The sequence below is a fragment of the Streptomyces sp. NPDC102279 genome (assembly GCF_044766365.1).
In the GTDB taxonomy this organism is placed as follows: Bacteria; Actinomycetota; Actinomycetes; order Streptomycetales; family Streptomycetaceae; genus Streptomyces.
Genome location: NZ_JBIWLU010000004.1, coordinates 391,817 through 416,233 on the forward strand (window position 1 = coordinate 391,817; position 24,417 = coordinate 416,233).

At 70.4% G+C, this 24,417-nt stretch carries 27 protein-coding genes; 17 read left to right on the plus strand and 10 right to left on the minus strand.

What is annotated here, in order from left to right; translation table 11 throughout:
• Position 1 precedes the first annotated feature (1 nt).
• Positions 2–478 carry a gas vesicle structural protein GvpA gene (locus ACIRQH_RS11690; protein WP_404225719.1) on the minus strand — a complete coding sequence of 159 codons (477 nt, stop codon included), beginning with the start codon at positions 476–478 and terminating at the stop codon, positions 2–4.
• 33 nt (positions 479–511) lie between these two features.
• Positions 512–853, minus strand: coding sequence for a gas vesicle protein (locus ACIRQH_RS11695; RefSeq protein ID WP_388873206.1), 342 nt, complete (start codon positions 851–853; stop codon positions 512–514).
• A gap of 164 nt (positions 854–1,017) precedes the next feature.
• Between ACIRQH_RS11695 and ACIRQH_RS11700 the strand changes: the two genes are divergently transcribed.
• From ACIRQH_RS11700 to ACIRQH_RS11710, 3 genes are all read left to right on the plus strand, one after another.
• Positions 1,018–1,797: a histone protein gene (locus tag ACIRQH_RS11700; RefSeq protein WP_404225418.1), complete on the plus strand. Its 780-nt coding sequence runs from the start codon at positions 1,018–1,020 to the stop codon at positions 1,795–1,797.
• A 4-nt stretch (positions 1,798–1,801) separates the two neighbouring features.
• Positions 1,802–2,743 (plus strand): SRPBCC family protein, encoded by a 942-nt coding sequence (locus ACIRQH_RS11705; protein WP_404225420.1) that lies wholly within the window; start codon positions 1,802–1,804, stop codon positions 2,741–2,743.
• A 216-nt stretch (positions 2,744–2,959) separates the two neighbouring features.
• Positions 2,960–3,682 carry a hypothetical protein gene (locus ACIRQH_RS11710; RefSeq protein ID WP_404225422.1) on the plus strand — a complete coding sequence of 241 codons (723 nt, stop codon included), beginning with the start codon at positions 2,960–2,962 and terminating at the stop codon, positions 3,680–3,682.
• 188 nt (positions 3,683–3,870) lie between these two features.
• Here the strand turns inward: ACIRQH_RS11710 and ACIRQH_RS11715 are convergent, their stop codons facing one another.
• Both ACIRQH_RS11715 and ACIRQH_RS11720 read right to left on the minus strand, forming a co-directional pair.
• Positions 3,871–4,803, minus strand: a complete 933-nt coding sequence (locus ACIRQH_RS11715; RefSeq protein ID WP_388873194.1) for a Ku protein — start codon at positions 4,801–4,803, stop codon at positions 3,871–3,873.
• A gap of 115 nt (positions 4,804–4,918) precedes the next feature.
• The gene (locus tag ACIRQH_RS11720; protein ID WP_404225424.1) at positions 4,919–5,257 is read right to left on the minus strand and encodes a DUF6233 domain-containing protein; all 339 of its coding nucleotides are present in this window, start codon (positions 5,255–5,257) and stop codon (positions 4,919–4,921) included.
• Positions 5,258–5,386: 129 nt separating this feature from the next.
• Between ACIRQH_RS11720 and ACIRQH_RS11725 the strand changes: the two genes are divergently transcribed.
• The 5 genes from ACIRQH_RS11725 (at position 5,387) to ACIRQH_RS11745 (ending at position 9,977) form a co-directional block, all read left to right on the plus strand.
• Positions 5,387–6,355: a hypothetical protein gene (locus ACIRQH_RS11725; RefSeq protein ID WP_388932900.1), complete on the plus strand. Its 969-nt coding sequence runs from the start codon at positions 5,387–5,389 to the stop codon at positions 6,353–6,355.
• Between the two features lie 162 nt (positions 6,356–6,517).
• Positions 6,518–6,862: an STAS domain-containing protein gene (locus tag ACIRQH_RS11730; RefSeq protein WP_388873188.1), complete on the plus strand. Its 345-nt coding sequence runs from the start codon at positions 6,518–6,520 to the stop codon at positions 6,860–6,862.
• Between the two features lie 108 nt (positions 6,863–6,970).
• Entirely contained in the window at positions 6,971–7,720 is a 750-nt protein-coding gene (locus tag ACIRQH_RS11735) for a hypothetical protein (protein WP_404225427.1), read from the plus strand.
• 130 nt (positions 7,721–7,850) lie between these two features.
• Entirely contained in the window at positions 7,851–8,339 is a 489-nt protein-coding gene (locus ACIRQH_RS11740) for an SRPBCC family protein (RefSeq protein WP_358816152.1), read from the plus strand.
• Positions 8,340–8,348: 9 nt separating this feature from the next.
• Positions 8,349–9,977 carry a phytoene desaturase family protein gene (locus ACIRQH_RS11745; protein WP_404225430.1) on the plus strand — a complete coding sequence of 543 codons (1,629 nt, stop codon included), beginning with the start codon at positions 8,349–8,351 and terminating at the stop codon, positions 9,975–9,977.
• An 82-nt stretch (positions 9,978–10,059) separates the two neighbouring features.
• Here the strand turns inward: ACIRQH_RS11745 and ACIRQH_RS11750 are convergent, their stop codons facing one another.
• Positions 10,060–10,938 carry an alpha/beta fold hydrolase gene (locus tag ACIRQH_RS11750; protein ID WP_404225432.1) on the minus strand — a complete coding sequence of 293 codons (879 nt, stop codon included), beginning with the start codon at positions 10,936–10,938 and terminating at the stop codon, positions 10,060–10,062.
• Between the two features lie 334 nt (positions 10,939–11,272).
• Here ACIRQH_RS11750 and ACIRQH_RS11755 point away from each other — a divergent pair, with 334 nt between their 5' ends.
• Entirely contained in the window at positions 11,273–11,599 is a 327-nt protein-coding gene (locus tag ACIRQH_RS11755) for a plasmid stabilization protein (protein WP_388873174.1), read from the plus strand.
• A gap of 68 nt (positions 11,600–11,667) precedes the next feature.
• Here the strand turns inward: ACIRQH_RS11755 and ACIRQH_RS11760 are convergent, their stop codons facing one another.
• Together ACIRQH_RS11760 and ACIRQH_RS11765 are read right to left on the minus strand one after the other, a co-directional pair.
• Positions 11,668–11,970 (minus strand): ANTAR domain-containing protein, encoded by a 303-nt coding sequence (locus tag ACIRQH_RS11760; protein ID WP_404225433.1) that lies wholly within the window; start codon positions 11,968–11,970, stop codon positions 11,668–11,670.
• 242 nt (positions 11,971–12,212) lie between these two features.
• Complete coding sequence (locus tag ACIRQH_RS11765; RefSeq protein ID WP_404225435.1) at positions 12,213–13,355, minus strand: aromatic acid exporter family protein; 1,143 nt, start codon at positions 13,353–13,355, stop codon at positions 12,213–12,215.
• A gap of 581 nt (positions 13,356–13,936) precedes the next feature.
• Between ACIRQH_RS11765 and ACIRQH_RS11770 the strand changes: the two genes are divergently transcribed.
• From ACIRQH_RS11770 to ACIRQH_RS11800, 7 genes are all read left to right on the plus strand, one after another.
• The gene (locus ACIRQH_RS11770) at positions 13,937–14,938 is read left to right on the plus strand and encodes an acyl-CoA dehydrogenase family protein (RefSeq protein ID WP_404225437.1); all 1,002 of its coding nucleotides are present in this window, start codon (positions 13,937–13,939) and stop codon (positions 14,936–14,938) included.
• On the plus strand, positions 14,935–15,708 hold the full coding sequence (locus tag ACIRQH_RS11775; protein WP_404225439.1) for a PIG-L deacetylase family protein: 774 nt from the start codon (positions 14,935–14,937) through the stop codon (positions 15,706–15,708). The genes ACIRQH_RS11770 and ACIRQH_RS11775 overlap by 4 nt, the downstream gene beginning before the upstream one ends.
• Entirely contained in the window at positions 15,705–16,319 is a 615-nt protein-coding gene (locus tag ACIRQH_RS11780) for a class I SAM-dependent methyltransferase (RefSeq protein WP_404225441.1), read from the plus strand. Before ACIRQH_RS11775 ends, ACIRQH_RS11780 begins: the two co-directional genes overlap by 4 nt.
• Entirely contained in the window at positions 16,316–17,089 is a 774-nt protein-coding gene (locus ACIRQH_RS11785; protein ID WP_404225443.1) for a glycosyltransferase, read from the plus strand. The genes ACIRQH_RS11780 and ACIRQH_RS11785 overlap by 4 nt, the downstream gene beginning before the upstream one ends.
• 140 nt (positions 17,090–17,229) lie before the next feature.
• A complete protein-coding gene (gene dps, locus ACIRQH_RS11790) occupies positions 17,230–17,790 on the plus strand; it encodes a DNA starvation/stationary phase protection protein Dps (protein WP_388873153.1) in 561 nt (186 codons plus the stop codon).
• 126 nt (positions 17,791–17,916) lie between these two features.
• The gene (locus ACIRQH_RS11795) at positions 17,917–18,483 is read left to right on the plus strand and encodes a type 1 glutamine amidotransferase domain-containing protein (protein ID WP_404225445.1); all 567 of its coding nucleotides are present in this window, start codon (positions 17,917–17,919) and stop codon (positions 18,481–18,483) included.
• A gap of 301 nt (positions 18,484–18,784) precedes the next feature.
• Entirely contained in the window at positions 18,785–20,365 is a 1,581-nt protein-coding gene (locus ACIRQH_RS11800; RefSeq protein ID WP_404225447.1) for a GMC oxidoreductase, read from the plus strand.
• Between the two features lie 10 nt (positions 20,366–20,375).
• On the opposite strand, the gene ACIRQH_RS11805 is transcribed toward ACIRQH_RS11800, so the two are convergent.
• The 3 genes from ACIRQH_RS11805 to ACIRQH_RS11815 form a co-directional block, all read right to left on the minus strand.
• Positions 20,376–20,915, minus strand: coding sequence for a gluconokinase (locus tag ACIRQH_RS11805; RefSeq protein ID WP_388873144.1), 540 nt, complete (start codon positions 20,913–20,915; stop codon positions 20,376–20,378).
• A gap of 70 nt (positions 20,916–20,985) precedes the next feature.
• A complete protein-coding gene (locus ACIRQH_RS11810) occupies positions 20,986–21,972 on the minus strand; it encodes a cyclase family protein (protein ID WP_404225449.1) in 987 nt (328 codons plus the stop codon).
• Complete coding sequence (locus ACIRQH_RS11815; RefSeq protein WP_404225721.1) at positions 21,947–23,806, minus strand: glycoside hydrolase family 15 protein; 1,860 nt, start codon at positions 23,804–23,806, stop codon at positions 21,947–21,949. Before ACIRQH_RS11815 ends, ACIRQH_RS11810 begins: the two co-directional genes overlap by 26 nt.
• A gap of 174 nt (positions 23,807–23,980) precedes the next feature.
• Here ACIRQH_RS11815 and ACIRQH_RS11820 point away from each other — a divergent pair, with 174 nt between their 5' ends.
• Complete coding sequence (locus ACIRQH_RS11820; protein ID WP_404225451.1) at positions 23,981–24,415, plus strand: hypothetical protein; 435 nt, start codon at positions 23,981–23,983, stop codon at positions 24,413–24,415.
• Positions 24,416–24,417 lie beyond the last annotated feature (2 nt).

Here is a 24,417-nt window from a genome sequence, read left to right on the forward strand (position 1 = left end):
GTCAGTCCTCCTCGCGAGAAGAGCTTCGTTCCCGCCGGGAGGTGCGTCGTGCCGGGCGCCGCCGCCGCTCGACCGTCTCCTCCGCCTCGTCCTCTTCCGGGGCGTCGCTCTGGTCATCCTCTCGGGCGGTCACCCCTTTGATGGTGTCCGTGACCGCTTCGGCCGCGCCGGTCAGGGCTCCCTTGGATTTCCCCCGCGCCCCCGATTCCACGGAATCGCCGACGATGTCGGTCAGTTTGGAGGGAGCCTTTTCGCCGGCCTCGAGGTCCAGCCTGTTGCACGCCTCGGCGAAGCGCAGATAGGTGTCGACGCTGGCCACCACGATGCGCGCGTCAATCTTCAGGATTTCGATTCCTACCAGGGACACCCGCACGAAGACGTCGATGACTAGTCCGCGGTCGAGAATCAGTTCCAGAACGTCGTAGAGGCTGCCAGATCCACCACCACGGGCGACGCCGCCTTCGCTCTGTGGCATCACACTCACGATGCCTCCTTTCACCGGCGGTGAGATTCAGCGCCGGTCTATCTGTCCACGCGTATAGCGGTGTGTCCGCTCATAGGACACGAGGTCACCGTCCGCATTGAGCGATACCCGGTAGGTGGCCATCACGCTGGTTGTCTCAGGAATGCGTTCCAATTCGAGTACCTCTACATCCGCTTCCCAACCGTCGTCCGTCGGCTTGATGGCGGAAACGGACTCCGGCGGTGTGCCGATGAGAGAACCCAGTTGTTCCGCTGCCGAACGCATGACCTGTGCTGCTCCACCCGCTCCGGAGCCACGATCGCGCGCGGTGCGCCGCTGGGCGCTGCCGCCACCGCCGGATCGGCGTTTGGAGGGCTCTGCCGCGGCCATGATGTCTCCCTTTGTCCGTGTCACATGTCGTGTACCCCTTATGGGTGACATCTCACCGTATGGGGGTACACGGAGCTTCAGGTACGGATGGGCTTCCTCCGAGACCGCCCGTCGGGTGTGCGTCTCCGGGGGCGCGGAGTGCGTGGCCCGAAGGGATGACGTTCATGGATGACACGACCAAGGTTGCTCTCGCCGCCGCTGTCGCCGGTGGCTACGTTCTCGGGCGTACGAAGAAGGGACGCCTCGCGTTCGCGGCAGCGACCTTCCTCGCCGGTCGCCGGTTCGGCCTCGAACCGCAGCAACTGCTGACCGAGGGGCTGCGACGGCTCTCCGATGTTCCGGGTGTCGCCGAACTCAACGAGCAGGTGCGCGGAGAACTGCTGGGGGCCGGCCGTCAGGCCCTGGCCACCGCAGCGGATCGCCGCCTCATGGACCTGGCGGGGTCCCTGCACGAACGGACTCTGCGGGTGGGCAAGCCCGGAGCAGTGGACGGCGATGGAGAGGAGGGCGAGGAGGAGGAGTACGAGGAGCCGGACGAGGAAGAGGCCGAGGACGCGTACGACGAGGAGGAGCCTGAAGAGGAGGAGGAAGAGCCCGAGGACGAGGAGCCCGAAGGGGAAGCCGAACAGGACGAGGAGGAGGAGGAAGAAGAAGGGGAAGAGGAGCCGGAGGAAGAGGCCCCGCGGAAGACGCGCCGTGATGCCGGTCGCGCGGCAGGTGGGCGTTCGCAGAGCGGGCCTGACCGGCGCACGGCCAAAAAGAGTCCCGCGTCCAGGCCGCCGGCGAAGAAGACGGCGAAGTCCGCCACATCGGCAAAGGGCTCCGCCCCCGCCAAGAAGGCCGCAGCGAAGAAGACCGCAGCCAAGAAGACGACCGCCAAGAAGGCCCCGGCGAAGAAGACGGCGAGCAGGGCGGCCAAGAGTGCTTCTGGGCGACGGAGGTAGTGCCATGGCCACCAAGGAGCGCGAGAGTGCCACGGAAACTTCAGGTCTGAATGCCCTGCGTGACGAGATAGTCGATTTCCTCGGAGCCCAACTGGGGAATCTGGCGGACAAAGCAGGTGACAAGGTGGCAGACGTCACCGATCACCTTTCCGACGTCAGTGAGAACGGCGGCTCCCTTCTGGGGACGGGATCTCGCATTCTGCAAGGGGAATCGCCACTGAAGGCGTTCGTGAGCGAAAAGGCCAAGAGTGCCAAGGACAGCATCATGGGCAAGGTCAAGGATGCGGCCGGGGGCGGAGGCAAAAGCAAGTCGGGCAGCACCAAGGTCACGAACATCATCGAGGTGCTGGACGTCGGAGTGCCGCTTCGGACGGCGTACGACCACTGGTCCGAATACGAGAAGTTCAGCAGCTTCACCAAGGGTGTGCGCAGCGCCTCCCGTGACGACGACGGCAGCAGCGACTGGAAGGTGAAAGTAGGCCCTTCCACGCGCGGTTGGAAAGCGACGGTTCAGGAGCAGGTGCCCGACGAGCGAATCCTGTGGACCTCCGAAGGGGCGAAAGGCAGCACCCGAGGTTGCGTCACCTTTCACGAGATCACACCCGAACTGACGCGCATCGTGCTCGTCGTCGAGTACTACCCATCGGGCTTCTTCGAGAAGACGGGCAACATCTGGCGGGCCCAAGGCCGCCGTATGCGGCTGGACTTCAAGAACTTCCAGCGTTACGTCACGCTGACCGACGAGGAAGCCGAGGGGTGGCGCGGCGAGATCCGCGACGGCGAGGTGGTCCGCACCCACGAAGAGGCCATGGAGGAAGAGGAAGCCGATTCCGAGTACGACGAGGAAGACGCGGAGGAGGGGGAAGAGGCGGACGCCGAGGATGCCGCGGATGACGGTGGCGAAGCGGAGGACGAGGAGGACGAGGAGGAGGACGACGAGGAATGACGAGGGAATTCTGAGCGAGCGGCCCGACCGTGCCACCGCGGCGCTCGGAACTGTGGCGCGTGCCACCTTGCCTCCGTACAACCAAATAGTTGATCTCTGATCGTTACGCCAAGAGCACCTAACGCGCTGGCAAAGTCCGCTGGTTGTGGGCTTGGATGCGTCACGGTGCGACCGTTCTGGTGGTCGCGCCCCAGGAACTCGTGGGGTGGAACGAACGTGAAGTCAGCTTTGGGACGCGTCCTGGTCGGCGCCGGTGCAACGGTGGCGCTCGCGGCGACGGCCGCATGCGGGGGGCAGGACAGTGACGGCGGCGACAAGGGCGCCGCGTCGAAGAAGTCGGCGGCCAAGGCCTCGCCGGCCGCCCAGGGAGGCCTGAAGCCGCTCACCGAGGCGCAGTTGACGACGGCCGCGATCACCAAGGCCGACGTGAGGGGCTACCGCGTCGGCAACACCCCGGATGACGAGATCCCCGAAGTGAGCGTGCCGGCGAAGCCCGCGACCTGTCAGGCCATTGCCGACATGTTCCTGCTCGGCACGGAGCCCGACGCCGCGGCGCGGGTCTCCCGTTCGCTGACGAGTCTGAAGCAGACCGACGCGACGGTGCTGCGGATGGGGCTGCTCGCGCACGAGGAAGCGGACGCCAAGAACGTGGTGGCCGACCTGCGTACGCAGAGCGAGAAGTGCACGTCCTTCGAGCACACGGACTTCAAGTACACCGCCGTCAAGGTCCTCAAGGCTCCCGAGCTCGGAGACGAGGCAGTGGCCTACTCGATGACCGATGACATCGACGGTGAGAAGATCCCGGTGTCCTACACCGTCGTGCGAGAAGGCTCGACGCTGGTCGTCTTCTACGCGATGAACGCCCTGGGTGGGCAAGCGCCCGAGGTGCCGGCCAAGGTCATGGAAGCGCAGATCGCCAAGCTCGATAAGGCGGTGTAGCGGGCCGGATCGTGTGATGGGCGGAGGACTTGAGGCTGAGCCACGGCCCTCTGCCCGGAGGGTCGAGGTCGTACCCGTGCCGCGTGCCGCGCAGGCCGCAAAGAGATCGGCCGGTGCCGCGAGGACACCTTCGTCGAGACGCCGACCGACGGGTGGCAGCCGCGCCCGACACGGTGACGTGTCTGCCCCTAGGCGCTTCGCGACTTCCGCGCCGACGTGGTTTTCTTTGCCGCCGTCTTCTTCGCGGCCTTCTTGGCGGGCTGCTTCTTGGCCGTCTTCTTGGCGGTCTTGGCGGCGTTCTTCTTCTTGGGCAGATCGTGGACGGTCGCGTCCTCGCCACGCGATTCCCGGGCCTTGGCCACGGACTCCTTGAGTGCGGCCATCAGATCGACGACCTTGCCGGCCGGTTTGGTCTCCTCCGGCGCCTCGGGGGGCTCGACGCCCTCGCGCTTGGCTTTGATCACCTCGGCGACGGCGTCGTTGTACCGGTCGACGAACTCGGGCCCGTCCAGGTCGTCCCGCGTCATGCGGTCGATGAGCTGTTCGGCTCCGGCGATCTCGTCCTCGGTGAGTTCCACCGCCTCGGGGGCCAGGGAGGACGAGTCACGCACCTCGTCGGGCCAGCGCATGGAGTGCAGGACGATCACGTTGTCGCGGACCCGCAACAGCCCCAGGCGTTCGCGCCCCGACCAGGCGTACTTCGCGACGGCGACCTTGGAGGACCGTTCCAGGGCCTGGCGGAGCAGCTTGTAGGGCTTCGCGGCGACCTGCCCGGCCGGCTGGAGGTAGTAGCCGTCACCGATCTGGATCGGGTCGATCGAGTCGAGCGGGACGAACGCCTCGATCTCGATGGCCTTCGCCGTGGGCAGCGGCATCTCCCGCAGTTCCTCGTCGAGTACGGGGATGATCGTGTCCTTGCCCCACTGGTAGCCCTTGCCGATCTCGGACTGGGCCACCTCGCGGTCCTCGATCTCGCAGACCTTCCGCACCCGCACCCGGGACATGTCCTCCAGATGGACCTGGTGGAAGCGGATGGAATGGTCCTCGGTCGCGCTGACCACCTGGATCGGCACGGTGACGAGGCCGAACGAGATGGCGCCGGACCACACGGTTCGGGGCATGCTGGACCTCCGTGTCGGGCCCCGAGGATTCTCAGACTAGAAGCACTCCGCGCCCGGGGCATGGCGAGCCCCTGCCACCGGCCACGAAGACGCGGCGCCGCGTGACGCGGGCCGGTCAGTCGAGGATCCGCAGACGGGTGTCGGGCTTGCAGTGGGCGCAGGCACGCACGCCCGAGGCGAGGAGCCGACGTGCTTCGTCACGCGGGACGGCGCGCCGCCGTTTGCCCGCGGCGTAGCAGTCGCCCGCGTGGACCTCGATCGGCGGGCGTCCGTTGCCGATGCCGAGTTCGACGATCCAGTCCGGCTCCGCGGGCCGGTTGGTACGGCCCCGCTCCTGTTCGGCCTCCCGTTTCTGGAGCGCGGCGATCTTGGCGTCGATGCGCTGCAGCCACATGGCGTGCCACACCCGAAGGGTGAGCAGTCGCGCCAGGTCAGGCGGCAGGTCATCGAACATAGATCCGATTCTAGTTCCGCGGCTGCCCGGGTTCGCCACCTCGCGTGTTCGAATAATAGTTCGATAGCCTGTGTGGAGGAGGTGGGTGCCGTGACGCCAGAGGTCGAGGTGCGAAGCGAGGCGAGCGTGATGCATGTGCGCTGCCCGGACCGGTTGCCGGAGGACGGTTATCGGCAGGTGCTCGAACAGATGGCGGAGCTGTCACCGGTCGTCCAGGCGCTGCCTCCGACAGCCGCCCTGGCCGAGCTCAAGGGCGCGCTGCGCTATCACGGCGTGGACGCCGTCCGGCTCGGGGAGATGCTGCGCGTACGGACGATCTCCCGACTGGGTGTCGACGTGCGCGTCGGGATCGGGCCGTCCATCACCGTCGCGGCCACCGCTTCCGGGCAGGTTCCCGGTCCGGGTGGTGTCCTGGCCGTGGGCCCGGACCGGGTCGCCGACTGGCTCGGACCGCTGCCCGTCGAAGCCCTCCACGGCATCGGGCCCCGCCAGGCCCAGGCGTTGCGCGACTACGGCATCCACAGCGTCGGCCTGCTGGCCACCGTCCCGGCCGCCACCGTGCAGCGACTTCTCGGCGGCCGGGCCGGACGGCAGGCCACTGACCGTGCCCGGGGTGTCGACCCCCGCCCCGTCGTCCCGCGGGCGCTGCCCGCCACCGCGAGCGTCCACCGTTCCTTCCCGCGGCACACCCTGGACGGCGCCGCCGTCCGCGCGGCCCTCCTCGACCTCGTCGTCACCCTCGCTGTCCAACTGCGCGGCAGTGGCCAGGCCGCTCGCGGGCTGACCCTGGCGCTGCGCTTCGCGGGAGGCACCGCCTGGGAGAAGACCCGACGGCTCCCGGAGGCCTCTGCCCACGACGACGACCTCCGCACGATGGCGTACCGGCTCATCGACGCGGCAGGGCTCCAGCGCGGTCGGATCACCGCGATCACGCTCAAGGCCGATGACCTCGTCGCCGCCGATCAGGTGGCCGAGCAGATCAGCCTCGACGCGGTGCGTGAGACCCGCCTCGTGGCCGAAGAGGTCAGCGACCGCATCCGTGCCAAGTTCGGGCCCGACGCGATCCGCCCGGCCACCACCCTCCTGCGCGTCTCCTGAGCCGGAAGGGCCCTTCGGCGGAGCCGGACCGGCGCCGGCTCCGCCACCCGCGCCGATGCGTGAAGCCCCTCGGCACCCTCGGCCCTCCCCGTCTCCGCAGAAACCGCAGACGGGGAGAAAAGACGTGAGCATCGACCGTCACCAAGTGGGCACTCGGCGTACATGGGCCAGGAAGACGATGTCGACCCGCGGATGGAGATGTCCATCGGAGGGGCGAGCGGCAGGACGATCGTGAGGGTGGCGGGTGAGGTCGACTACCTGACCTCGCCCCGCCTCGCGGACGGGCTGGAGGCGGTGCTGGCGGGCGGCGCCGGCTGGGTGGAGGTCGAGTTCACCGAGGTCTCGTTCTGCGACTGTGCCGCACTGGGGGTCCTCATACAGGCGCGGCAGAAGGCGCAGGCGGCCGGCGCGCGGCTTCGACTGCGCGGGTCCTTCCAGCCCAGCGTCAGTCGCCTGCTGGCGGTGATGGAGCTGACGTCCGTGCTGACGGCGACGAACAGCCGTTGACGACGTCCTCCGCCGGCCGGAGGGAGGAGCGGGCGGTCGGGGGGCTCGGCCGTAGGAGTCGTACGGGGATCGAGGGCGCGATCGCGCGCCCCCGGGGGAGGGGAAACGATGGGCGGGAGCAAGGTGTCGGCGATGGCCGCGGTCGTCGGGGGCTCGGTGCTGATGCTGGCCGGTTGCGGGGGCGGCTCCGGGGACGAGGGCCGGCCCTTCGCCGGCAAGAGCGCCGACCGGATCGCCGCTGAGGCCGTGAAGGCGACCGGGCAGGCTGCCTCGATGCATGTGAGCGGCACGGTGCGGCAGACCGCGGGGGAAACGCTGGACGTGGATCTGTCGGTCGACCGGCAGAACAACTGCGAGGGCACGGTCACGACGGCCGGTACGACGGTCGAGGTGCGCCACGTCGACGCCACGCTCTATCTGCGGGGCGACGAGGGGTACTGGAAGAGCGCCCTCAAGGGCCAGCCCCGGAGCGACACGCTCGTCCCGAAGCTGAAGGACAAGTGGGTGAAGGTACCGTCCGACGGCGCGGCGACCGAGGGCCTGTGCGACAAACAGGGGCTCGTGGCGTCGATGGACGAGGACAAGTCCGAGCGCAAGGGGCTGAAGAGGTCGTCCACGACGACCGTCGACGGCAAGAAGGCCATCCGGCTGACGAAGCGGGCGGCCGACGGCGAGACGCTGACGCTGTTCGTGGCGACGGAGGGCAAGCCGTACATCCTGCGCACCACCACCAGCGGTGGGAAGAGCCCCGACACCGCCACCTTCAGCGATTACGGCAAGACCGTGGACCCGCGGAAGCCGGCCGCCGGTGAGACCGTCGACCTCAAGGACCTCGCCTCCTCCGGGCAGACCGGCTGACGGAAGCGCATCGGGACTCGGCGGCAGTCGACGGAGCGCCTGGAAGTGCCGCGCATGATGTCGTCACAGAGGGGCACTCACCCGATATGTGCTACTCGTCACGATGTCGTCGCTATGTGAGGAGTCCGTCGTGGCCATTCGGTACCAGGTGATCGAGCGGCCTCCCGAGGCCGTCTGGGCGGTCCTGGAAGACCCGCGGCTCTATGCCGAGTGGGTCGTCGGAACCTCGGAGTCACGACCGACGGACGGACGGTGGCCGCAGGTGGGCGCGCGACTGGCGTACGTCCTCGGGCGCGGCCGGTTCACGTACGAGGGACGGACGGTCGTGCGGCGGGTGGAGCCGCTCCGATGGCTGGAACTCGAAGCCGACAGCGGACGTCTCGGCACCGCGCGTATCGCGATCGAGGTGCGCACCTGGGGCCCGCACTCGCTGGTCCTCGTGGATGAGCATCCCCTGCGCGGGATCGGTGGTGCCTTGCACACCGCTCCGCTCGAGGTCGTCATCCAGCTGCGTCACCGCAGGATGCTCGCCCGCCTCGCGCAGGTCGTCGAGCGTCGGACACCTCCTGCGGCCTCCCCCGATGTGCCCGCGCCCGAGGGCCTTGTCCGCCGGGCATGAGGAGTTGCCATGTTGGACGCCGTGGTGGTCGGAGCCGGACCCAACGGCCTGGTGGCCGCGAACCTCCTGGCCGACGCGGGATGGAGCGTCGAGGTACTCGAAGCGCAGAGCCGGCCCGGGGGCGCCGTCCGCAGCGACCGCGGAGTGCATCCCGACTACGTGAGCGACCTGTTCAGCGCGTTCTACCCCCTGGCCGCCGCATCCCCGGTCATCCGGAGCATGGACCTGCACGCGGAGGGACTGCGCTGGGCCCATGCCCCGTCCGCGCTCGCTCATCCGCTCCCCGACGGACGCTGTGCCGTCCTTGAACGCTCGACCGAGGCGACGGCGAAGGGCCTGGACGCCTTCGCGGATGGGGACGGCGCCGCGTGGACGCGCATGTGCGGCACGTGGGACCGGATCAGCACCCAGCTTCTGGACGCCCTGTTCACTCCGTTTCCCCCGCTCAAGGCAGGAGCCGGCCTGGCGAGGCGGCTGCGTGGTCCGGCAGGCCTTCCCCTGGTCCGGTCTCTCGTGCTGCCCGCCCGGCGACTGGGCGAGGAGGAGTTCCGCGGCGAGGCCGGTCGTCTGCTGCTGGCCGGGAACGCGCTGCACGCCGACCTGGCGCCGGAGGCGGCCGGAAGCGGCGGCTTCGGGTGGCTGATGTGCATGCTCGGACAGCAGTACGGCTTCCCGGTCCCCGTCGGTGGAGCGGAGAGCCTGTCGGCCGCGCTCGTACGCCGACTCGAACGGCGCGGCGGCATCGTGCGCTGCGGCCAACCGGTACGCGAGGTCGTCGTGCGGAACGGCCGGGCCGTGGGGGTACGCACCGCGAGCGGCGAGGCGATCCCGGTCCGTCGCTGCGTACTCGCGGACGTCTCGGCACCCGCCCTGTACGGCGGCCTGGTCGACGAACGGCACCTGCCGGGCCGCCTCCTCGACAGCATGCGGCGCTTCCAGTGGGACTTCTCCACGTTCAAGATCGACTGGGCGCTGAGCGGGCCGATTCCTTGGAGCGCCGGTGCCGCGGCCGGCGCGGGCACTGTGCACCTGTCCGACGGTGTCGACGAGATGACGCGGTTCGCGGCCCAACTCGCCGCGGGCCATGTGCCCGACCGCCCCTTCACCCTGCTCGGACAGATGACGACGGCCGACGTCTCGCGCTCCCCGCTGGGAACGGAAAGCGCCTGGGCGTACACGCATGTCCCGCAGACCGTCGTCGGCGACGCGGGCGACGACGGTGTCACCGGAGCCTGGGACGAGCGTGAACAGGAGGCCATGGCAGACCGGGTGGAACGCCATGTGGAGCGCTACGCACCGGGATTCCGTTCCCTCGTCCGCGCCCGCAGAGTCCTGGCGCCTCCCACCCTCCAGGCCATGGACGCCAACCTGCACGGCGGTGCGATCAACGGAGGCACGGCCAACCTCCACCAGCAGCTCGTCTTCCGGCCGGTGCCGGGCACCGGCCGCCCCGAGACACCTGTGCGAGGGCTCTACCTCGCTTCGGCGTCGGCGCACCCGGGCGGGGGAGTCCACGGAGCCTGCGGAGCGAACGCGGCCCGCGCGGCGCTCCGCAGCACCGCTGCCACGAGGCGGGTACTGACCTCCGCGCAACGGCTGCTCTCCGGCCGGCTCCGCATCGAACGGCCCCCGCACTGACGGATCTGCCGAGTCCGGGCCGATCGCGGCCCGGCCCGAGCGGCTGCCCGTCGCCGGGGGCCGGGCTTCGAGGCTGCGCGCCCTACTCGGGATCGCGCGGGTCCTCCCGAAGGAAGTCGATCAGCGCGGAGGCCAGTGCCTCGGGCGCCTGCTCGGCGACGTGATGTCCGGCGTCGATGCCGTGGCCGCGGACATCGTCGGCCCACCGGCGCCAGATCGTGCGGGGATCCCCGTACAGGTCCTCCAGGTCGTCGCGAAGCGACCACAGCACCAGCGTCGGACAGGTCAGGCGCGCGCCGGCGTCCCGGTCGGCCTCCTCGTGCCGCCGGTCGACGGTGACACCGGCGCGATAGTCCTCGAGCATCGCCCGTACGACGTGGGGATCGCGGGTGGCCTGCCGCCACTCGTCGTAGTTCTCCTGTCCCATCACCTCGGGGTCGCCCCGGTACCAGCTGTCCGGGTCCGCCGTGATGACCCGCTCGGGGATGTCCGGCTGCGCGAAGAAGAACCAGTGCCACCACTGCGTGGCGAACTCGGCGGTGATCCGCGACAGATGTTCGGACAGCGGCAGGCAGTCCGCGAAGACCACCCGGGACACGACATCGGGGTGGTCGAGCACGAGACGCAGCGCCACACTCCCGCCGCGGTCGTGCCCGACCAGCGCGAACCGGCGGTGTCCGAGCCGGCGCATCACGGCCACCACGTCCGAGGCGACCGCACGCTTGGAGTAGCCGAGGTGGTCCTCCGTGAAGTTCGGTCCTCTGGAACGCCCGTAGCCCCGCAGGTCGGGGCACACCACGGTGTGGCCCGCCCGCACGAGCAGCGGAGCGACCTTGTGCCACGTCGCCGAGGTACGGGGATGGCCATGCAGGAGCACCACCGGCGGTCCGCTCCCGCCGAAACGGACGAAGGCGGACCCCTCGCCGACGTCGATCCGCGCCGTTTCGAATCCCTCGAACATCCCGGCCTCCTGAGGATCGGGCGGCGCACGCGGCGTGCCGTCGACCAGGCACCGGAGTTCCGCGGACGTCCGCACCGACATCGGTCGTGGGTCCCCCCTTCGCGAACGTTCATGCCCATGCCGCAGCGCACGTCCCGCATGGGACCGGGTCCCGCAACACACGGCCGGGCCGAAGCTCTTGGGTCGCGTCCGGAGGGGTCTTGCGTTGGAGTGGAGACGGCGGTTCCCGCGCGTGCGTCCCGCCCGAAGGGGAACCCCTCGTACCACCGGGCCGTACAGCCCGACCCAGTTCGGAAGAGTCCCGACCCAGTTCGGAAGAGTAAGGAGAGACGTCATGCCGGCAGGTTCCAGTCCCAAGCGTGAGCGCCAGTACGAGCACGTCAAGGAGAGCGCTGAGAAGCGAGGTGAGTCCACCGGCCGTGCGAAGGAGATCGCCGCCCGGACGGTCAACAAGGAGCGTGCGAGGGCGGGCGAGTCCGAGACGGCGAGCAAGACGTCCACACGCGACAAGAAGTCCGCGTCCCAGCGCGGCGGCGAACGCTCGCACAGTGGCGCGCAGGGGCCCACGAGGGACCAGCTCTACGAAGAGGCCAAGAAGAAGGGCGTCGAAGGGCGCTCCTCGATGAACAAGCAGCAGTTGCGCAAGGCGCTGGGGCGCTGATCGCCCTCCCTCGGGCCCGCACGGCGGTGCGGGCTCCGCGGGCGAACGGGCGCACCCGGCCGAACAGCTCAGACGCCGACCTGCGGTGACTCGGTGTGTCCCGCGAGCTGCCGGTCGAGTTCCGTACGGAGGTCGGCGCACAGCCGTCCGGTACGGGTCCACTCGATGAGCAGCTGCGCGACGTGACGCAGCTTGATCCCCGTGTGCCGCGCCAGTTCATGGAGAACCTGCTCCGCCTGTTCCGGCGCCAGCTGCCCGAGAGCCACGACGACTCCGATGGCATGGTCCACCACGGCGCCGGAGCGCGTCGTTTCGTGAAGGTGGTCGTTGTCGCTCCGCAGATTCCCCAGCTCTGTCACGCGGTCGTCCACGCGGTCCTCCAAGAACCCGGAGTGGCTTGTCTCGACTGACGAGGGGACGCGGTGTTCGTCGCCGCGTTCGCGTGGCGTCACGGCCCAGCGACCTGCTCGTCTCGACATGTTTGCCCCGAATTCGTCGGAACATCACCTGCTGGAACTCCTCGGCGTTCCGGAGTGTCGCTTCCCGCCGGAGCGCCGCGGGCGGCGATGGCATCACCGCGATGTCAGAGTGACCGGGGCGACAGGATGTGTCCTCAGCTCCGTACCTTGGGTGTACCGGACGCGCCGCTGAGCAGGCGCAGCAACTGCTGTCCCGAGGCGCTCAGCGCGCCGACCGTCACCGCCGTCTCCGGGTCCTCGTCGGCCAACCCGGACTTGAGGCACACCAGCGCCTGTTCGGCCCGGTCCCGGGCGGCGTCCCGTTGTGCCAGGTCCGCCTCGTCGCTGTGCAGCCCCCACCGGGTGCGGTCCCACTCGCAGACGTCGGCGACCGCGCCGAGGAGCCGGGCCAGCGGCGTCAGCCGGGCGAGCGGTGGCCGGGCGAGCCCGCGCTCCTCGCCTGCCGCCGCGGCGAGGTTGTCCACGATGGCGGAGGTCCGGTCCAGGAACCGCTCCCAGTAGGCGTCGTGGTCGATCGACGGAGGTTCGCGGAAGCCGCGGCGCATGCGCCGGCCCGGGTTGAAACGCTTGCTCTCCCGGTTCCAGATCCGTGCGTTGCGCAGTCCCTCCAGCGACGCGGAGATATGGGCCACGCGGCCTCGCCACCGGGCCGCGTCCTCCTCCGTATACCCGGCCGCCAGATCGTCCGCCATCATCCTGAGCAGGGACGAGTTCTCCCGGGCCATCGAGGACAGTGCCTCCTCCACGCCGCGCAGATGCACCGGAGGGAGGAGCAGCGCGTTGACGGAGATGCCGATGACGGCACCCACCGCCGTCTCCGCGAGACGATGCGCCATGTCCTCTCCGGAGAGCGTCCCGTACGCGAGGGCGAAGATCACCGTGGTGGGGGCGTAGACGCCCTGGTCGCCGAAGCGGTTGTGGATGCCGAGCAGCGCCGCCGGTGGCAGAGCGAGGGCCATGGCCGCCATGACGTTGCCGGTGATCGCCGCGGCGGCCGCCGCGAGGACGGTGCCCGCGGTGATCAGCGCCAGCTGCTGGACGCCGGTGCGCACCGAGCGGTACACCGTGCCCTGGACCAGAGCCACGGCTGTCCAGGGCGCCATCAGAGCCATCGGCGCCTCCCACCAGGCGCCGACCACCGCCCACGCGGCGACGGCAGCCCCCGCCGCCTTGAGCGCTTGCACACACGCGTCGCGCTCCCGGCCCGCCGAGGTGAACGCCCGGCGCAGGGAGGCGGCGGTCGCCGCCGCCTCCCAGCCGAATCTGCGTATCCGCATGGGTGGTCTCCTGCCAGGGTCTCCGGACCGGATCCGTCGCCCGAGCATCGATCGGGCGTGGCCGGCCGCCGTCGGCCGACGGCGAAGGGGTGAGGAAGTACGTCGGCTCGGGGCTCGCGTGTGGTGCCCCCGACGGAGCCGGCGTCAGGAGGCGCGTTCCGCGCCCCAGCCGCCGGACGACCCGCCCCGCGCCGCTCGGTACGGCAATGCAGGTGCCACCATTCCGCCGGGTTATGCCGACCGATCGCCGTCGCACAAGGAGCGGGGCCCGCGAAGTGGCGGCTGTCCGTGAGCTGCCGGATGCTGGCTGTACACGGCGTCCGCCACGCTCGGAGCAACGAGATCGACTGCCGGCCCCGGCCGGGCAGTCGCCACGAAGGGCTGGAGAACGCACTCCCACCGCCCGAGCCGCCCTTGCGCGCGAAGGGATGCGGGCCGGTCGCGGGGCGGCACGTCCGGACCCCGGGGCCCGAGCGGTGCCAGGCCGCCCGCCGGACCAGGCGTGTTGCGTGTTTTGAGCACGTGCCTGCGGATACTCAAACGCCTCCCGACACCCTCGACGATGTACGCAGGAGGTCCGCGTGACCGTCACGCCTCCCCAGATCCCCGATCGCCTCCGCACACCGGAACAGCGCACGGCGAACCTGTTCGCCGACTTCGTCGAGCGCGAGGCCCCGAGCGTGCCCCTGCCGGGCCGGTCGACGGCACGTCGTTTCGCCGTACTGATGGCGCTGGGCCGTCGGGACCTCTCGCTCGCCCGGCTCGCGGAGGGCCACCTGGACGCCGCCGCGATCCTGCACGAACTCGGTCACCCGCTGCCCGCCGCGGGCCAGAGATGGGGGGTCTGGGCCGCGCGCCCGCCCGGTCCCGGCACCCACGCGACCCGCACCGAACGGGGGTGGACGCTCAGCGGCGTCAAGCCCTACTGCTCCGGTGCCCACGCCTGCACCCACACCCTGGTGACAGCGGACGCCGAGGACGGCTACCGCCTGTTCGCCGTCGCCCTGGACCACCCCGGCGTGCAGCCGGTGGAAGGGACCTGGCCGGCGATCGGCATGGCCGGCAGCGACAGCCTGGAGGTGTCCTTCACCGCCGTGCCCGCGCGAGCCGTCGGAGCGGTGGAGGGCTATCTCGAGCGGCCCGGATTCCAGCACGGAGGCATCGGGGTCGCGGCCTGCTGGCTGGGCGGTGCCCATGCCGTCGCCGCCCCCCTGTACGAGCGAGGCGCGGCCGGCAGGCTCAACGCGCACGCGGCCGCCCATCTCGGCGCGGTCGACGTCCTGCTGCACACGGCCGACACGATGCTGCGCCATGCCGGCGAGGACATCGACGACGACACCCTCGACGTTCGGAACGAGGCAGGCGTGCGGAGCATGCGGGTGCGGGCCCTCGTCGAGAAGGTGTGCACCGAGGTGCTGGACCACGTGGGGCGCGCCACGGGTGCCGGCCCGTTGTGCCACGACGAACGGCACGCCCGCGCGGTGGCGGACCTGACGGTCTACGTACGTCAGCACCACGCCGAGGCGAACCTGGCCGAACTCGGCCGTCTGGTGACGACGGACTCGGCGGAGGCGACGCGATGAGCTCGCTCGAGACCGCGGGTGCCCAGAGGCTGGCCGCCGCCGCTGCCATCGACGCGCGGGGCACCGACGAGGCGGAGTGGCTCGCGGCACAGTTGCCGGACCACCTGCCCCATCTGGAGCTTCCGGAGGGTCCCGTCCTCGTCGTGGCGGCCCATCCGGACGACGAGGTGCTGGGATTCGGCGGCGCGATGGCCGCTCTCCTCGATGCCGGTGCGACGGTCCACACCGTGTGCCTGACCGACGGGGAAGCGTCGCACGGCCCCGCGTCGCCGTCGGAGCGGGCGCAGTTGGCCGCCCGCCGTCGCGACGAACTGGCCGCGGCGCTGGGCGAGCTGGGTGATCTGCCCGACCCTGTGCACGCAGGCCTCCCGGACACGGGTCTCGACGAGCACGAGACCCGGGCGCGGGCCGTGATCGGCGAGGCGCTGGACGCCGTGGGGGCCGCCGTGTGCGTGGCGCCCTGGGTGGGCGACCTGCACAGCGACCACGAGGCCGCCGGTCGAGCCGCCCGGGCCGCGGGCCGCGAGCGCTCCAAGCCGGTGTGGTCCTACCCCGTGTGGATGTGGCACTGGGCGCGTCCGTACGACACGCGGGTGCCGTGGGAGCGCGCCGCGGTTCTCCCCCTCGCGGAGGCGGCAGTCGATCGCAAGAAGGCGGCCCTGGCACGCTTCACCAGCCAACTCGAAGACCGTGGCTCCGGCGTCGGTCCGGTGTTGTCGGCGCAGGAGATCGCCCATCACACCCGCACTTTCGAGACGGTGATCCGGTGAACACCCCGGCGAGCTACTTCGACGACCAGTACGCCGGTGCCACCGACCCATGGCATCTCGGCGAGCGGTGGTACGACCGCCGCAAGTACGACCTGACCGTGGCCGCCCTGCCCCGCCCGCGCTACCCACGCGCCTTCGAGCCGGGCTGCTCGGTGGGTGTGCTGAGCGAACTCCTGGCCGGCCGGTGCGAGGAGTTGCTGTCCACCGACCGCGTCGCCTCGGCCGTCGACGCCACCGCCCGACGCACCTCCGGCCTGGAGCACGTCACCGTGCGGCGGATGACCGTGCCCGACCAGTGGCCCGAGGGCTCGTTCGACCTGATCGTGCTGTCGGAACTCCTCTACTACTTCGACACCGAGACGCGTGCGCGGCTGGTCCGGCGGAGTGTGGAGAGCCTGAGCGACGGCGGCCATCTGGTCACCGCGCACTGGAACCACCCGGTGGCCGAACACACCTGTACGGGCCTTGAGATCGCCGACCGGCTCGACTCCCTGACGGGCCTGAGCCACCTCGCCCGCTACGACGACCCCGACTTCACCCTCACCGTCCACGAGCATCGGCCCGGTCCCGGCCCGGTGCTCTCACCGGCTCGCGCGGAAGGTCTGGCGTGACGCCCGCCGCCATCGCCGTCGTGGTCCCGGCACACGACGAGGAACGGCGCATCCAGGCCTGTCTGCGCAGTGTGCGCGCGGCCGCCGCCTTCGTCGCGCCGGTGCCCGTCGTGATCGTGGTGGCGGCGGACGCCTGCACCGACGCCACGGCGACTCTGGCCGCCCGTGAGGGAGCGAGCGTCGTCCCCGCCTGGCGCCGCAACGTCGGGGCGGCGAGGGCGGCGGGCGTCGACCACGCCCTCACGCTGCTGGCAGATGCCGGCCCGGACGTGTGGCTGGCCATGACGGACGCCGACAGCACCGTGCCGACGCCGTGGCTCGCCCACCAGCTCGCCTCGGCGCGCCGGGGCCACGACGCCGTGCTGGGCACCATCCGCCTGGTCTCCACCATGGTCGGCGCCCTTCATGTGGCCCGCCACGACGCCGACTATTTCCGTACCCGCCGTCTCGGGGGGACGGAGCCGAGGTGGGAGCACCCGCACGTCCACGGGGCGAACCTGGGTGTGTCCGCCTCCGCCTATCTGCGGGTGGGCGGCTTCGCCCCGCTGCCCACCGGCGAGGATCACGACCTCGCAGCACGGCTGTCCTCGGCGGGCCACCGCATCGCCCGCACCGACCGGCACCCCGTGCACACCGCGGCCCGACTGCGCGGGCGAGCTCCGGGCGGCCTGGCAGAGCTCTTGACGGCCCTGCGTGACCCGTCAGCGGGTGGGGGAGACCCCGCCCGGCAGCGCGCCACCGTCGGACTCGACTCCGCGAGAACGTCCTGACGCCGGTCTGCGGGAGGTGTGCGGTCGTAAACAGTCGCCGCTGTCGTGGGTCCGTGGTTCGGATGTGACTCGGGTGGATTGGGTCCTCCCGACCCGGGTACCCAGAGTGGGCAAACCGCATGAGAACAGGAGATACACCTATGGCACGCGAGGTCACCCCCCGCTACACCGTCCCCGGCCTCTCGGTGGAGGACGCCGGCTCCCTGATCGAAGTACTGCAGCAGCGCCTGCACTCCCTCAACGATCTCCACCTCACGCTCAAGCACGTCCACTGGAACGTGGTGGGCCCGCACTTCATCGCCGTGCACGAGATGCTCGACCCGCAGGTCGACCGCGTCCGTGACATGGCCGACGACGTCGCCGAGCGCATCGCCGCGCTGGGTGGTGTCGCACTTGGCACGCCGGGCGCACTGGTCGACGGACGCACGTGGAAGGACTACAGCGTCGGGCGTGCCGACGCCATCGCCCACCTCGGTGCGCTCGACCTCGTGTACACCGGACTGATCGAGGACCTGCGCGCCGCGGTCAAGAAGGTGGGAGACATCGACCCCGCCACCGAGGACCTGCTGATCGAGCAACTGCGTGACCTGGAGCAGTTCCAGTGGTTCATCCGGGCCCACCTGGAGACCGCGGGCGGCACGCTCGCCACGGCCGGCGCCACGACAGAGAAGGACGCCGCGAAGCGGACCGCCGGCAAGTGACATCGCCGGCGGAGGCGGGGTGAAGACCGGGTCGCCGCGGTACAGCCGTCCGCACGAGCAATCGCTCCACGCGTGCGGCACCCCCGCACACCAGGCTGCCACCAGAACGAAGGGAGACGCATCACCATGTCGGACAAGCCGCTCAACGGTCACCGCGTGCTCGTACTGGTCACCAACTACGGGGTCGAGCAGGACGAGTTGGTGGTGCCGGTCAACCGACTGCGGGAGGACGGCGCCGACGTCACCATCGCCGCCGTGTCCTCGGACCCCATCCGGACACTCGTGGGTGACAAGGACCCGGGCGAGACCGTGGAGCCCACAGCCACCCTCGAAGCGCTCGATCCTGACAGTCACCAGTTGTTGCTGATTCCGGGCGGCACCATCAATGCCGACCAACTACGGCTCCAGCCCAAGGCACTTGAGACGGTCAGGGCGTTCGCGTCGTCGGGCCGTCCGATCGCCGCGATCTGCCACGGCCCCTGGGCACTGGTGGAAGCCGGTGTGCTGGACGGGAAGACGCTCACCTCCTACCCCTCGGTGCGCACGGACGTCCGTAACGCGGGAGCCAAGGAATGGGTCGACGAGGCCGTCGTGAGCGACAGCGCGAGCGGCTACACCCTGGTCACCTCCCGGACGCCGAAGGATCTCGACGAGTTCCTCGGCGCCGTGAACAAGGCACTGGTCGGCGCCTGAGCCAAGGGCCGGTGGGGCGGCTGAACGACTGGCCACGGCAAGCGCCTTCGCTTCGAGCCGTCGCCGCTCCACCGGGGAGGCGGGAACGCCGCGAGGCACCACCACGGGGTGGGCATTCGGCGTTCGGGTGAAGAGTTGGCCCGCGTGCTGCCGCCGCGTCGCCGCCCTCCGGGGCCCGGGGTAGGTTCCGGTCCGGTACAGATGTGAGGTCTCAGCAGGCAGCCGCCCCGACGACCTCGGACCGGAGCCGGCCCGGATCAGGCCGGGGGCGGCGCGGAAACTCCAGGAACGGGGCCGTCGCATGGCCGACGAGCAGCACTTCGACGTCATCATCATCGGCACTGGCGCGGGCGGCGGCACCCTCGCCCACCGCTTGGCTCCCAGCGGCAAACGCGTCCTCATCCTGGAGCGCGGGGACTATCTGCCGAGGGAGCGGGACAACTGGGAGTCCACCGCGGTGTTCGTGAAGGGCAAGTACCGCGCCCCCGAGTTCTGGTACGACAAGCACGGCGAGCCGTTCCCGCCGGAGGTCAACTACTACGTGGGCGGCAACACGAAGTTCTACGGCGCCGCCCTGTTCCGGCTGCGCCCGCAGGACTTCGGCGAACTCCGGCACCACGACGGGATGTCACCTGCCTGGCCCATCGACTACGGCGACCTGGAGCCGTACTACACGCAGGCCGAGCACCTCTACCGGGTGCACGGACGACACGGCGAGGACCCGACCGCGGGTCCGGCCCGCGCGGACTACCCGCATCCTCCCGTCGCGCACGAACCACGGATCCAGCAGCTGAGCGACGACCTCCAGAAGCAGGGGCTGCACCCCTTCCACCTGCCGATCGGAGTGGACCTCACACAGGACGAGCAGGGCCGGGCCGCCCACGGCAGCGCGTGCATCCGCTGCGACCGCGTCGACGGATTCCCGTGTCTGCTGGGCGCCAAGTCCGACGCGCAGGTGATCTGCGTCGATCCGGCCCTCCAACACGACAACGTGACGATGCTGACCAACGCCGAGGTGCGGCGCCTGGAGACCGGCGCGGACGGCCGTACCGTCACCGGTGTCCTCACCCAACTCGCCGACGGATCGACCGAGACGTTCCGGGCGGACATCGTCGTCGTCGCCTGCGGAGCGGTCAACTCGGCAGCCCTGCTGCTCCGTTCGGCCAACGACTGGCATCCGCGCGGACTGGCCAACAGCTCCGACGTCGTGGGACGCCACTACATGCGGCACAACAACCTGGCCCTGATCGCGGTGTCCAAGGAGCCGAATCCCACCAGGTTCCAGAAGACGCTCGCCCTGCACGACTGGTACCTGGGCGCGGACGACTGGGACTACCCGCTGGGCGGCATCCAGATGCTCGGCAAGTCCGACGCCGACCAGATTCACGGCGAGGCACCGCGGTGGGCCGGCGCGGTCGCGCCCGACATGCCGTTCGAGATGCTCGCCCATCACGCCGTCGACTTCTGGCTGTGCGGGGAGGACCTGCCGCTGCCCACGAGCCGGGTCACCCTCGACGGCGACGGCGGCATCCACCTCGCCCTGGACGAGAAGAACAACATCGCGGGACTCCACCGCCTCCGGCACAAACTGCAGGGAATGCTCGGCCACTTGGGGATGCACGAGCACCATCTGCTGTCACACAGCATCTACCTGCACAAGGGCATGCCCATCGGGGCGACCGCCCACCAGGCGGGCACGGTCAGATTCGGCACGAACCCCGCCAGCTCGGCCCTGGACATCAACTGCAAGGCCCACGACCTCGACAACCTGTACGTGGTCGACACGTCGTTCTTCCCCAGCATCGGCGCGGTGAACCCGTCCCTGACGGCGATCGCGAACGCCCTGCGGGTCGGCGACCACCTCCTCGACCGCCTGCGGTGACATGACGCCGTCAGGCCGGCGCATGAGGCTCGAACTCCGCCAGCGCGGCCACGGCCACGTCCACGATCGCCTCGGTTCCGGAGACCGCGTCCACCGTCAGTCCCGGCTCGTCGTCCCGCAGCGGCTCCAGTGCGGCGAACTGGGAGTCGAGGAGGGCGACCGGCATGAAATGACCCGTCCGCCGCCCGGCCCGGGCCGAGGCGACCTCGCGGTCCAGCGCCAGGTACAGGAACCACACCCCTGGACCGGCCGCGCGGAAGAGGCGACGGTAGTCGTATCTGAGGGCCGAGCACGAGATCACGGCACCCCTCCCGCTCTCCGTCGCGGAACGGATCACGTCGGAGACGGCCCGGAGCCAGGGCGCGCGGTCCTCGTCGTCCAGGGCTTCACCGGCCGACATCTTCGCGATGTTCTCCGGCGGATGGAGGCCGTCACCCTCCACGAACGGCTGCCCGCGCCGGCCGGCGAGCAGTCGGCCGAGCGTCGTCTTGCCCGAACCGGAGACACCCATCACCACGATGACCGTCGGTGCCGTGGCCGATCCCACCATGCTGCTCCTTGCGGTCGTCCCCTCGACGGAGGGGAGATGCGGGCGAGGCGCGACCATCCAACCCCGAACGTCAGAGGATGGCGACGGGATTGACGGGGGAGCCGGTCGCCGCGGGGAGGCGCAGGGGCGCGACGACGCACAGGAACGACCAGCGCCCCGCCTCCTCGCAGAGAGGCACGAGGTCCTCGAACCGCAGGTAGTCCATCAGATACACGCCGAGCGCGTGGATGGCGAGGACGTGTACCGGGAAGTCCACGCCGTCGGTGGGGCTGGGGGCCGTGTCGTTGTTGCCGTCGCCGCCCAGCACGGCGACCCGGCGTTCGGCCAGGAACTCCACCGCGGCGGGGTGCAGGCCGGCGCGGCTGTGCGCGACGTCCCAGGGGCCGTTCTCCTCGCGCCTGCGGCGGTGACCGACCCGCACGAGCAGGATGTCCCCGGCACCGACCCGGACGTGCTGCGCGGCTTCCGCGGCCACGAGGTCGTCGTAGGTGACGCAGTCGCCGGGCTCCAGCCACGGAACTCCCCGCAGCCGCGGGATGTCGAGCAGGACACCGCGGCCGACGATGCCGTCCCGCAGGGATTCGACGGAGAGGGTGGCGGCTCCCTCGGCCGTGACGGTGCTCGCGGGGACCCCGCCGTGCAGCGTGCCGTCGTAGGCGACGTGGCACAGGGCGTCTAGGTGACTGTCCGCGTCACCGTGGACGTTCATGGAGAAGCGGTCGGTGGCGAACTGCAGTCCGGCGGCCGCGGTCTTCGGGCGGCTGGTGACCCGGTGGACGGCCGGGTGCGGGTCGTCGGGAGCCGGCCGGGTGTCGATGGGGGACGAGAGCGATACCGTCAGCCCCGAGCGGACCTCGGCCGCCGCGGCCAGAATCGTCGCCCGCGTGACACCCGTCGGCGCACCGGGTCCGGCAGGGGACACGGGGGGCTCGGCGTCGTCCGCCTGCTGCCGCAGACGCGCGTACAGCGCCTCGAAGGCGGCACGGCTCTCGCGGGGCCACGCGCCGCGTCCGGGCTGTTCCCCCGGTGCGTCAGCGGGACTGTCGCTGCCGTTCAATGGCCTCGTCCAGGGTCGATGCCGCCATGATGAGCGACAGGTGGGTGAACGCCTGCGGGAAGTTGCCGAGTTGCTCGCCGCTCGGCCCGATCTCCTCGGCGAACAGGCCGACATGGTTTGCGTAGGTGTGCATCTTCTCGAAGGTGTAGCGGGCCGGCCGGACGCGTCCGGCTCGCGCCAGGGCGTCGACGTAGAGGTAGGTGCAGAGGCTGAAGGTGCCTTCGGCGCCGCGCAGGCCGTCGGGGGAGGCGGCCGGGTCGTAGCGGTAGACGAGGCTGTCCGACACGAGCTTGCGCTCCATGGCGTCCAGGGTGGAGAGCCAGCCGGGGCTCTTCGCGGAGAGGAATCCGACGCGGGGGATCAGCAGGAGCGAGGCGTCCAGGACATCCCCGCCGTAGTGCTGCACCAGTGCCTGCTCGGATTCGCTCCAGCCCTTGTCCATGACCTGTTCGAGGATCGCGTCGCGGGCGTCGCGCCAGCGGGGGATGTCCGCCGGACGGCTCAGCTCCGTCGCCAGGCGCATGCCGCGGTCGAAGGCGACCCAGCACATCACGCGGCTGAACGTGAAGTCCTTGCGGCCTCCGCGCGTCTCCCAGACCCCCTCGTCGGGGCGGTCCCAGTGGTCGGAGAGCCAGTCCAGCGTCCTGGCGAGACCTTTCCAGCCGTGGTACCCCAGCTCCACCCCTACATCCGTGCCCTCGGCCAGGGCATAGAGGGCTTCGCCGTAGATGTCGAGCTGGAGCTGGTCGGCGGCGGCGTTGCCGGCACGGACCGGCCGCGATCCCCGGTAGCCCTCCCAGTGGTCGAGGGTCTCCTCGGTCAGGTGGGGGTCGCCGTCGACCCGGTACATGATCTGCAGGCGCTCGCCGGGCAGGTCGGCCCGGTCCCGCATCCGGTCGCCCAGCCACTTGGTGAACGCCGACGCCTCCTCGGCGAACCCGAGGTCGAGCAGAGCCCGCACCGAGAGGGCCCCGTCCCGCACCCAGGAGTACCGGTAGTCCCAGTTGCGCTCACCGCCGACCTGCTCCGGTAGGCCCATGGTGGCGGCGGCGACGGGGGCGCCGGTCGGATGGTAGGTCAGGAGTTTGATGGTGATCGCGGAGCGGTTCACCATCTCCGCCCAGCGCCCGCGGTAGTGGGAGGTGTGGAGCCACTTCTGCCAGAAGTCCACCTCCTGCCACAGACGCTCCGTCATCCCGTCGACCGTGAGCGGAGGAGGTGCCTCGCCGTCGACGGCGCATGTGGTGAAGACGGCGACGGCGGATTCGCCGACGCCGAGTGTGACGGCGCCCCGCACGTCCTGGCCGTCGCGGGTCAGCGGGAACGTGGCCTGGAGGTGACCCGCGATACCGGGGCCGCGGAAGACGGCGTCCTGGGACCTCAGCTCGAGTTCGTGCTCCGCCCGGCCGTAGTCGAACCTCGGCCTGCACTCCAGGAGGAAACGTACGGTGCCGCGCACCACGCGGATCACCCGAACCACGCTGTGCCGGTCGGTGGGAACGCGGCTGGTGTTCGCCGGCATCCAGTCGACGACCTCGCCCACGCCCTCCGGCGACATGAACCGCGTGACCAGGACGCCCGTGTCGGGATAGTAGAGCTGCTTGCACGACACGTCCGCGTGTTCCGGAGCCAGCCGGAAGTACCCGCCGCGGTCGTGGTCGAGCAGTGAGGCGAAGACGCTGGGGGAGTCGAACCTCGGCGAGCAGAACCAGTTCACCACGCCCTGGGAGGACACCAGGGCGGCGGTCTGCAAGTCGCCCACCAGGCCGTGTTCGGCGATGGGAGGGTAGCGGTCCATGTGCGTCCAATCCCGCGATGGCTCGACGCGGACCACTATCCGACAAGGATCAGGGCGGCGCCTGTCGGAGGTCATGCCTGGGGTCGTCCGAAGGGTGCTCGACGGGGCGCGGCAAGCAGATGCCGGTGGCCCATGGGCAGGGATGACCTCGCGCCCCTTATGGACCACCATCGATGGCGGCACGCCCCGGCGCCGCATCCCATGGATCCCATGCAACGACAAGCCGCGCCGGCCGACGACGCCGTGCCGTCGAGGGAGCGTTCGCACTGGACCGCGTTCGCCGGAATCCTGCTGTTGGTGAGCGCGCTGTTCAACCTGCTCAACGGGTTCGTGGCGATCTTCAACCCTGGGTACTACTCGACGGTCTACTCGCAGGGCGACCGGCTGCTCATCCTCAACTACACGGCCTGGGGCTGGATCTGGGTGGCCGTCGGCATCCTGATGGCGTTGGCCGGTCTCGGCGTGCTGGTGAGCTTCAGAGGGGCACGTCGGACGGGCATCTGCCTGGCCGCGCTGTGCCTGGTCGGGCAGATGATCTTCCTGCCGGTCTACCCGTTCTGGTCCCTGATCGTGATGATCGTGTCGGTGCTGGTGATCTTCGGCCTGCTCGCCGAGCCGCAGCCCGTGCGCGGAGCGCGCGTATAGCG

Excerpts from the sequence above, each read along its gene's own strand:
- ACIRQH_RS11695 (WP_388873206.1), bottom strand. The coding sequence starts at position 853 with ATGGCCGCGGCAGAGCCCTCCAAACGCCGATCCGGCGGTGGCGGCAGC.
- ACIRQH_RS11700 (WP_404225418.1), top strand. The coding sequence starts at position 1,018 with ATGGATGACACGACCAAGGTTGCTCTCGCCGCCGCTGTCGCCGGTGGC.
- ACIRQH_RS11705 (WP_404225420.1), top strand. The coding sequence starts at position 1,802 with ATGGCCACCAAGGAGCGCGAGAGTGCCACGGAAACTTCAGGTCTGAAT.
- ACIRQH_RS11715 (WP_388873194.1), bottom strand. The coding sequence starts at position 4,803 with ATGCCCCGAACCGTGTGGTCCGGCGCCATCTCGTTCGGCCTCGTCACC.
- ACIRQH_RS11720 (WP_404225424.1), bottom strand. The coding sequence starts at position 5,257 with ATGTTCGATGACCTGCCGCCTGACCTGGCGCGACTGCTCACCCTTCGG.
- ACIRQH_RS11725 (WP_388932900.1), top strand. The coding sequence starts at position 5,387 with ATGCATGTGCGCTGCCCGGACCGGTTGCCGGAGGACGGTTATCGGCAG.
- ACIRQH_RS11730 (WP_388873188.1), top strand. The coding sequence starts at position 6,518 with ATGGGCCAGGAAGACGATGTCGACCCGCGGATGGAGATGTCCATCGGA.
- ACIRQH_RS11735 (WP_404225427.1), top strand. The coding sequence starts at position 6,971 with ATGGGCGGGAGCAAGGTGTCGGCGATGGCCGCGGTCGTCGGGGGCTCG.
- ACIRQH_RS11745 (WP_404225430.1), top strand. The coding sequence starts at position 8,349 with ATGTTGGACGCCGTGGTGGTCGGAGCCGGACCCAACGGCCTGGTGGCC.
- ACIRQH_RS11750 (WP_404225432.1), bottom strand. The coding sequence starts at position 10,938 with ATGTTCGAGGGATTCGAAACGGCGCGGATCGACGTCGGCGAGGGGTCC.
- ACIRQH_RS11755 (WP_388873174.1), top strand. The coding sequence starts at position 11,273 with ATGCCGGCAGGTTCCAGTCCCAAGCGTGAGCGCCAGTACGAGCACGTC.
- ACIRQH_RS11765 (WP_404225435.1), bottom strand. The coding sequence starts at position 13,355 with ATGCGGATACGCAGATTCGGCTGGGAGGCGGCGGCGACCGCCGCCTCC.
- ACIRQH_RS11775 (WP_404225439.1), top strand. The coding sequence starts at position 14,935 with ATGAGCTCGCTCGAGACCGCGGGTGCCCAGAGGCTGGCCGCCGCCGCT.
- dps (WP_388873153.1), top strand. The coding sequence starts at position 17,230 with ATGGCACGCGAGGTCACCCCCCGCTACACCGTCCCCGGCCTCTCGGTG.
- ACIRQH_RS11795 (WP_404225445.1), top strand. The coding sequence starts at position 17,917 with ATGTCGGACAAGCCGCTCAACGGTCACCGCGTGCTCGTACTGGTCACC.
- ACIRQH_RS11800 (WP_404225447.1), top strand. The coding sequence starts at position 18,785 with ATGGCCGACGAGCAGCACTTCGACGTCATCATCATCGGCACTGGCGCG.
- ACIRQH_RS11805 (WP_388873144.1), bottom strand. The coding sequence starts at position 20,915 with ATGGTGGGATCGGCCACGGCACCGACGGTCATCGTGGTGATGGGTGTC.
- ACIRQH_RS11820 (WP_404225451.1), top strand. The coding sequence starts at position 23,981 with ATGCAACGACAAGCCGCGCCGGCCGACGACGCCGTGCCGTCGAGGGAG.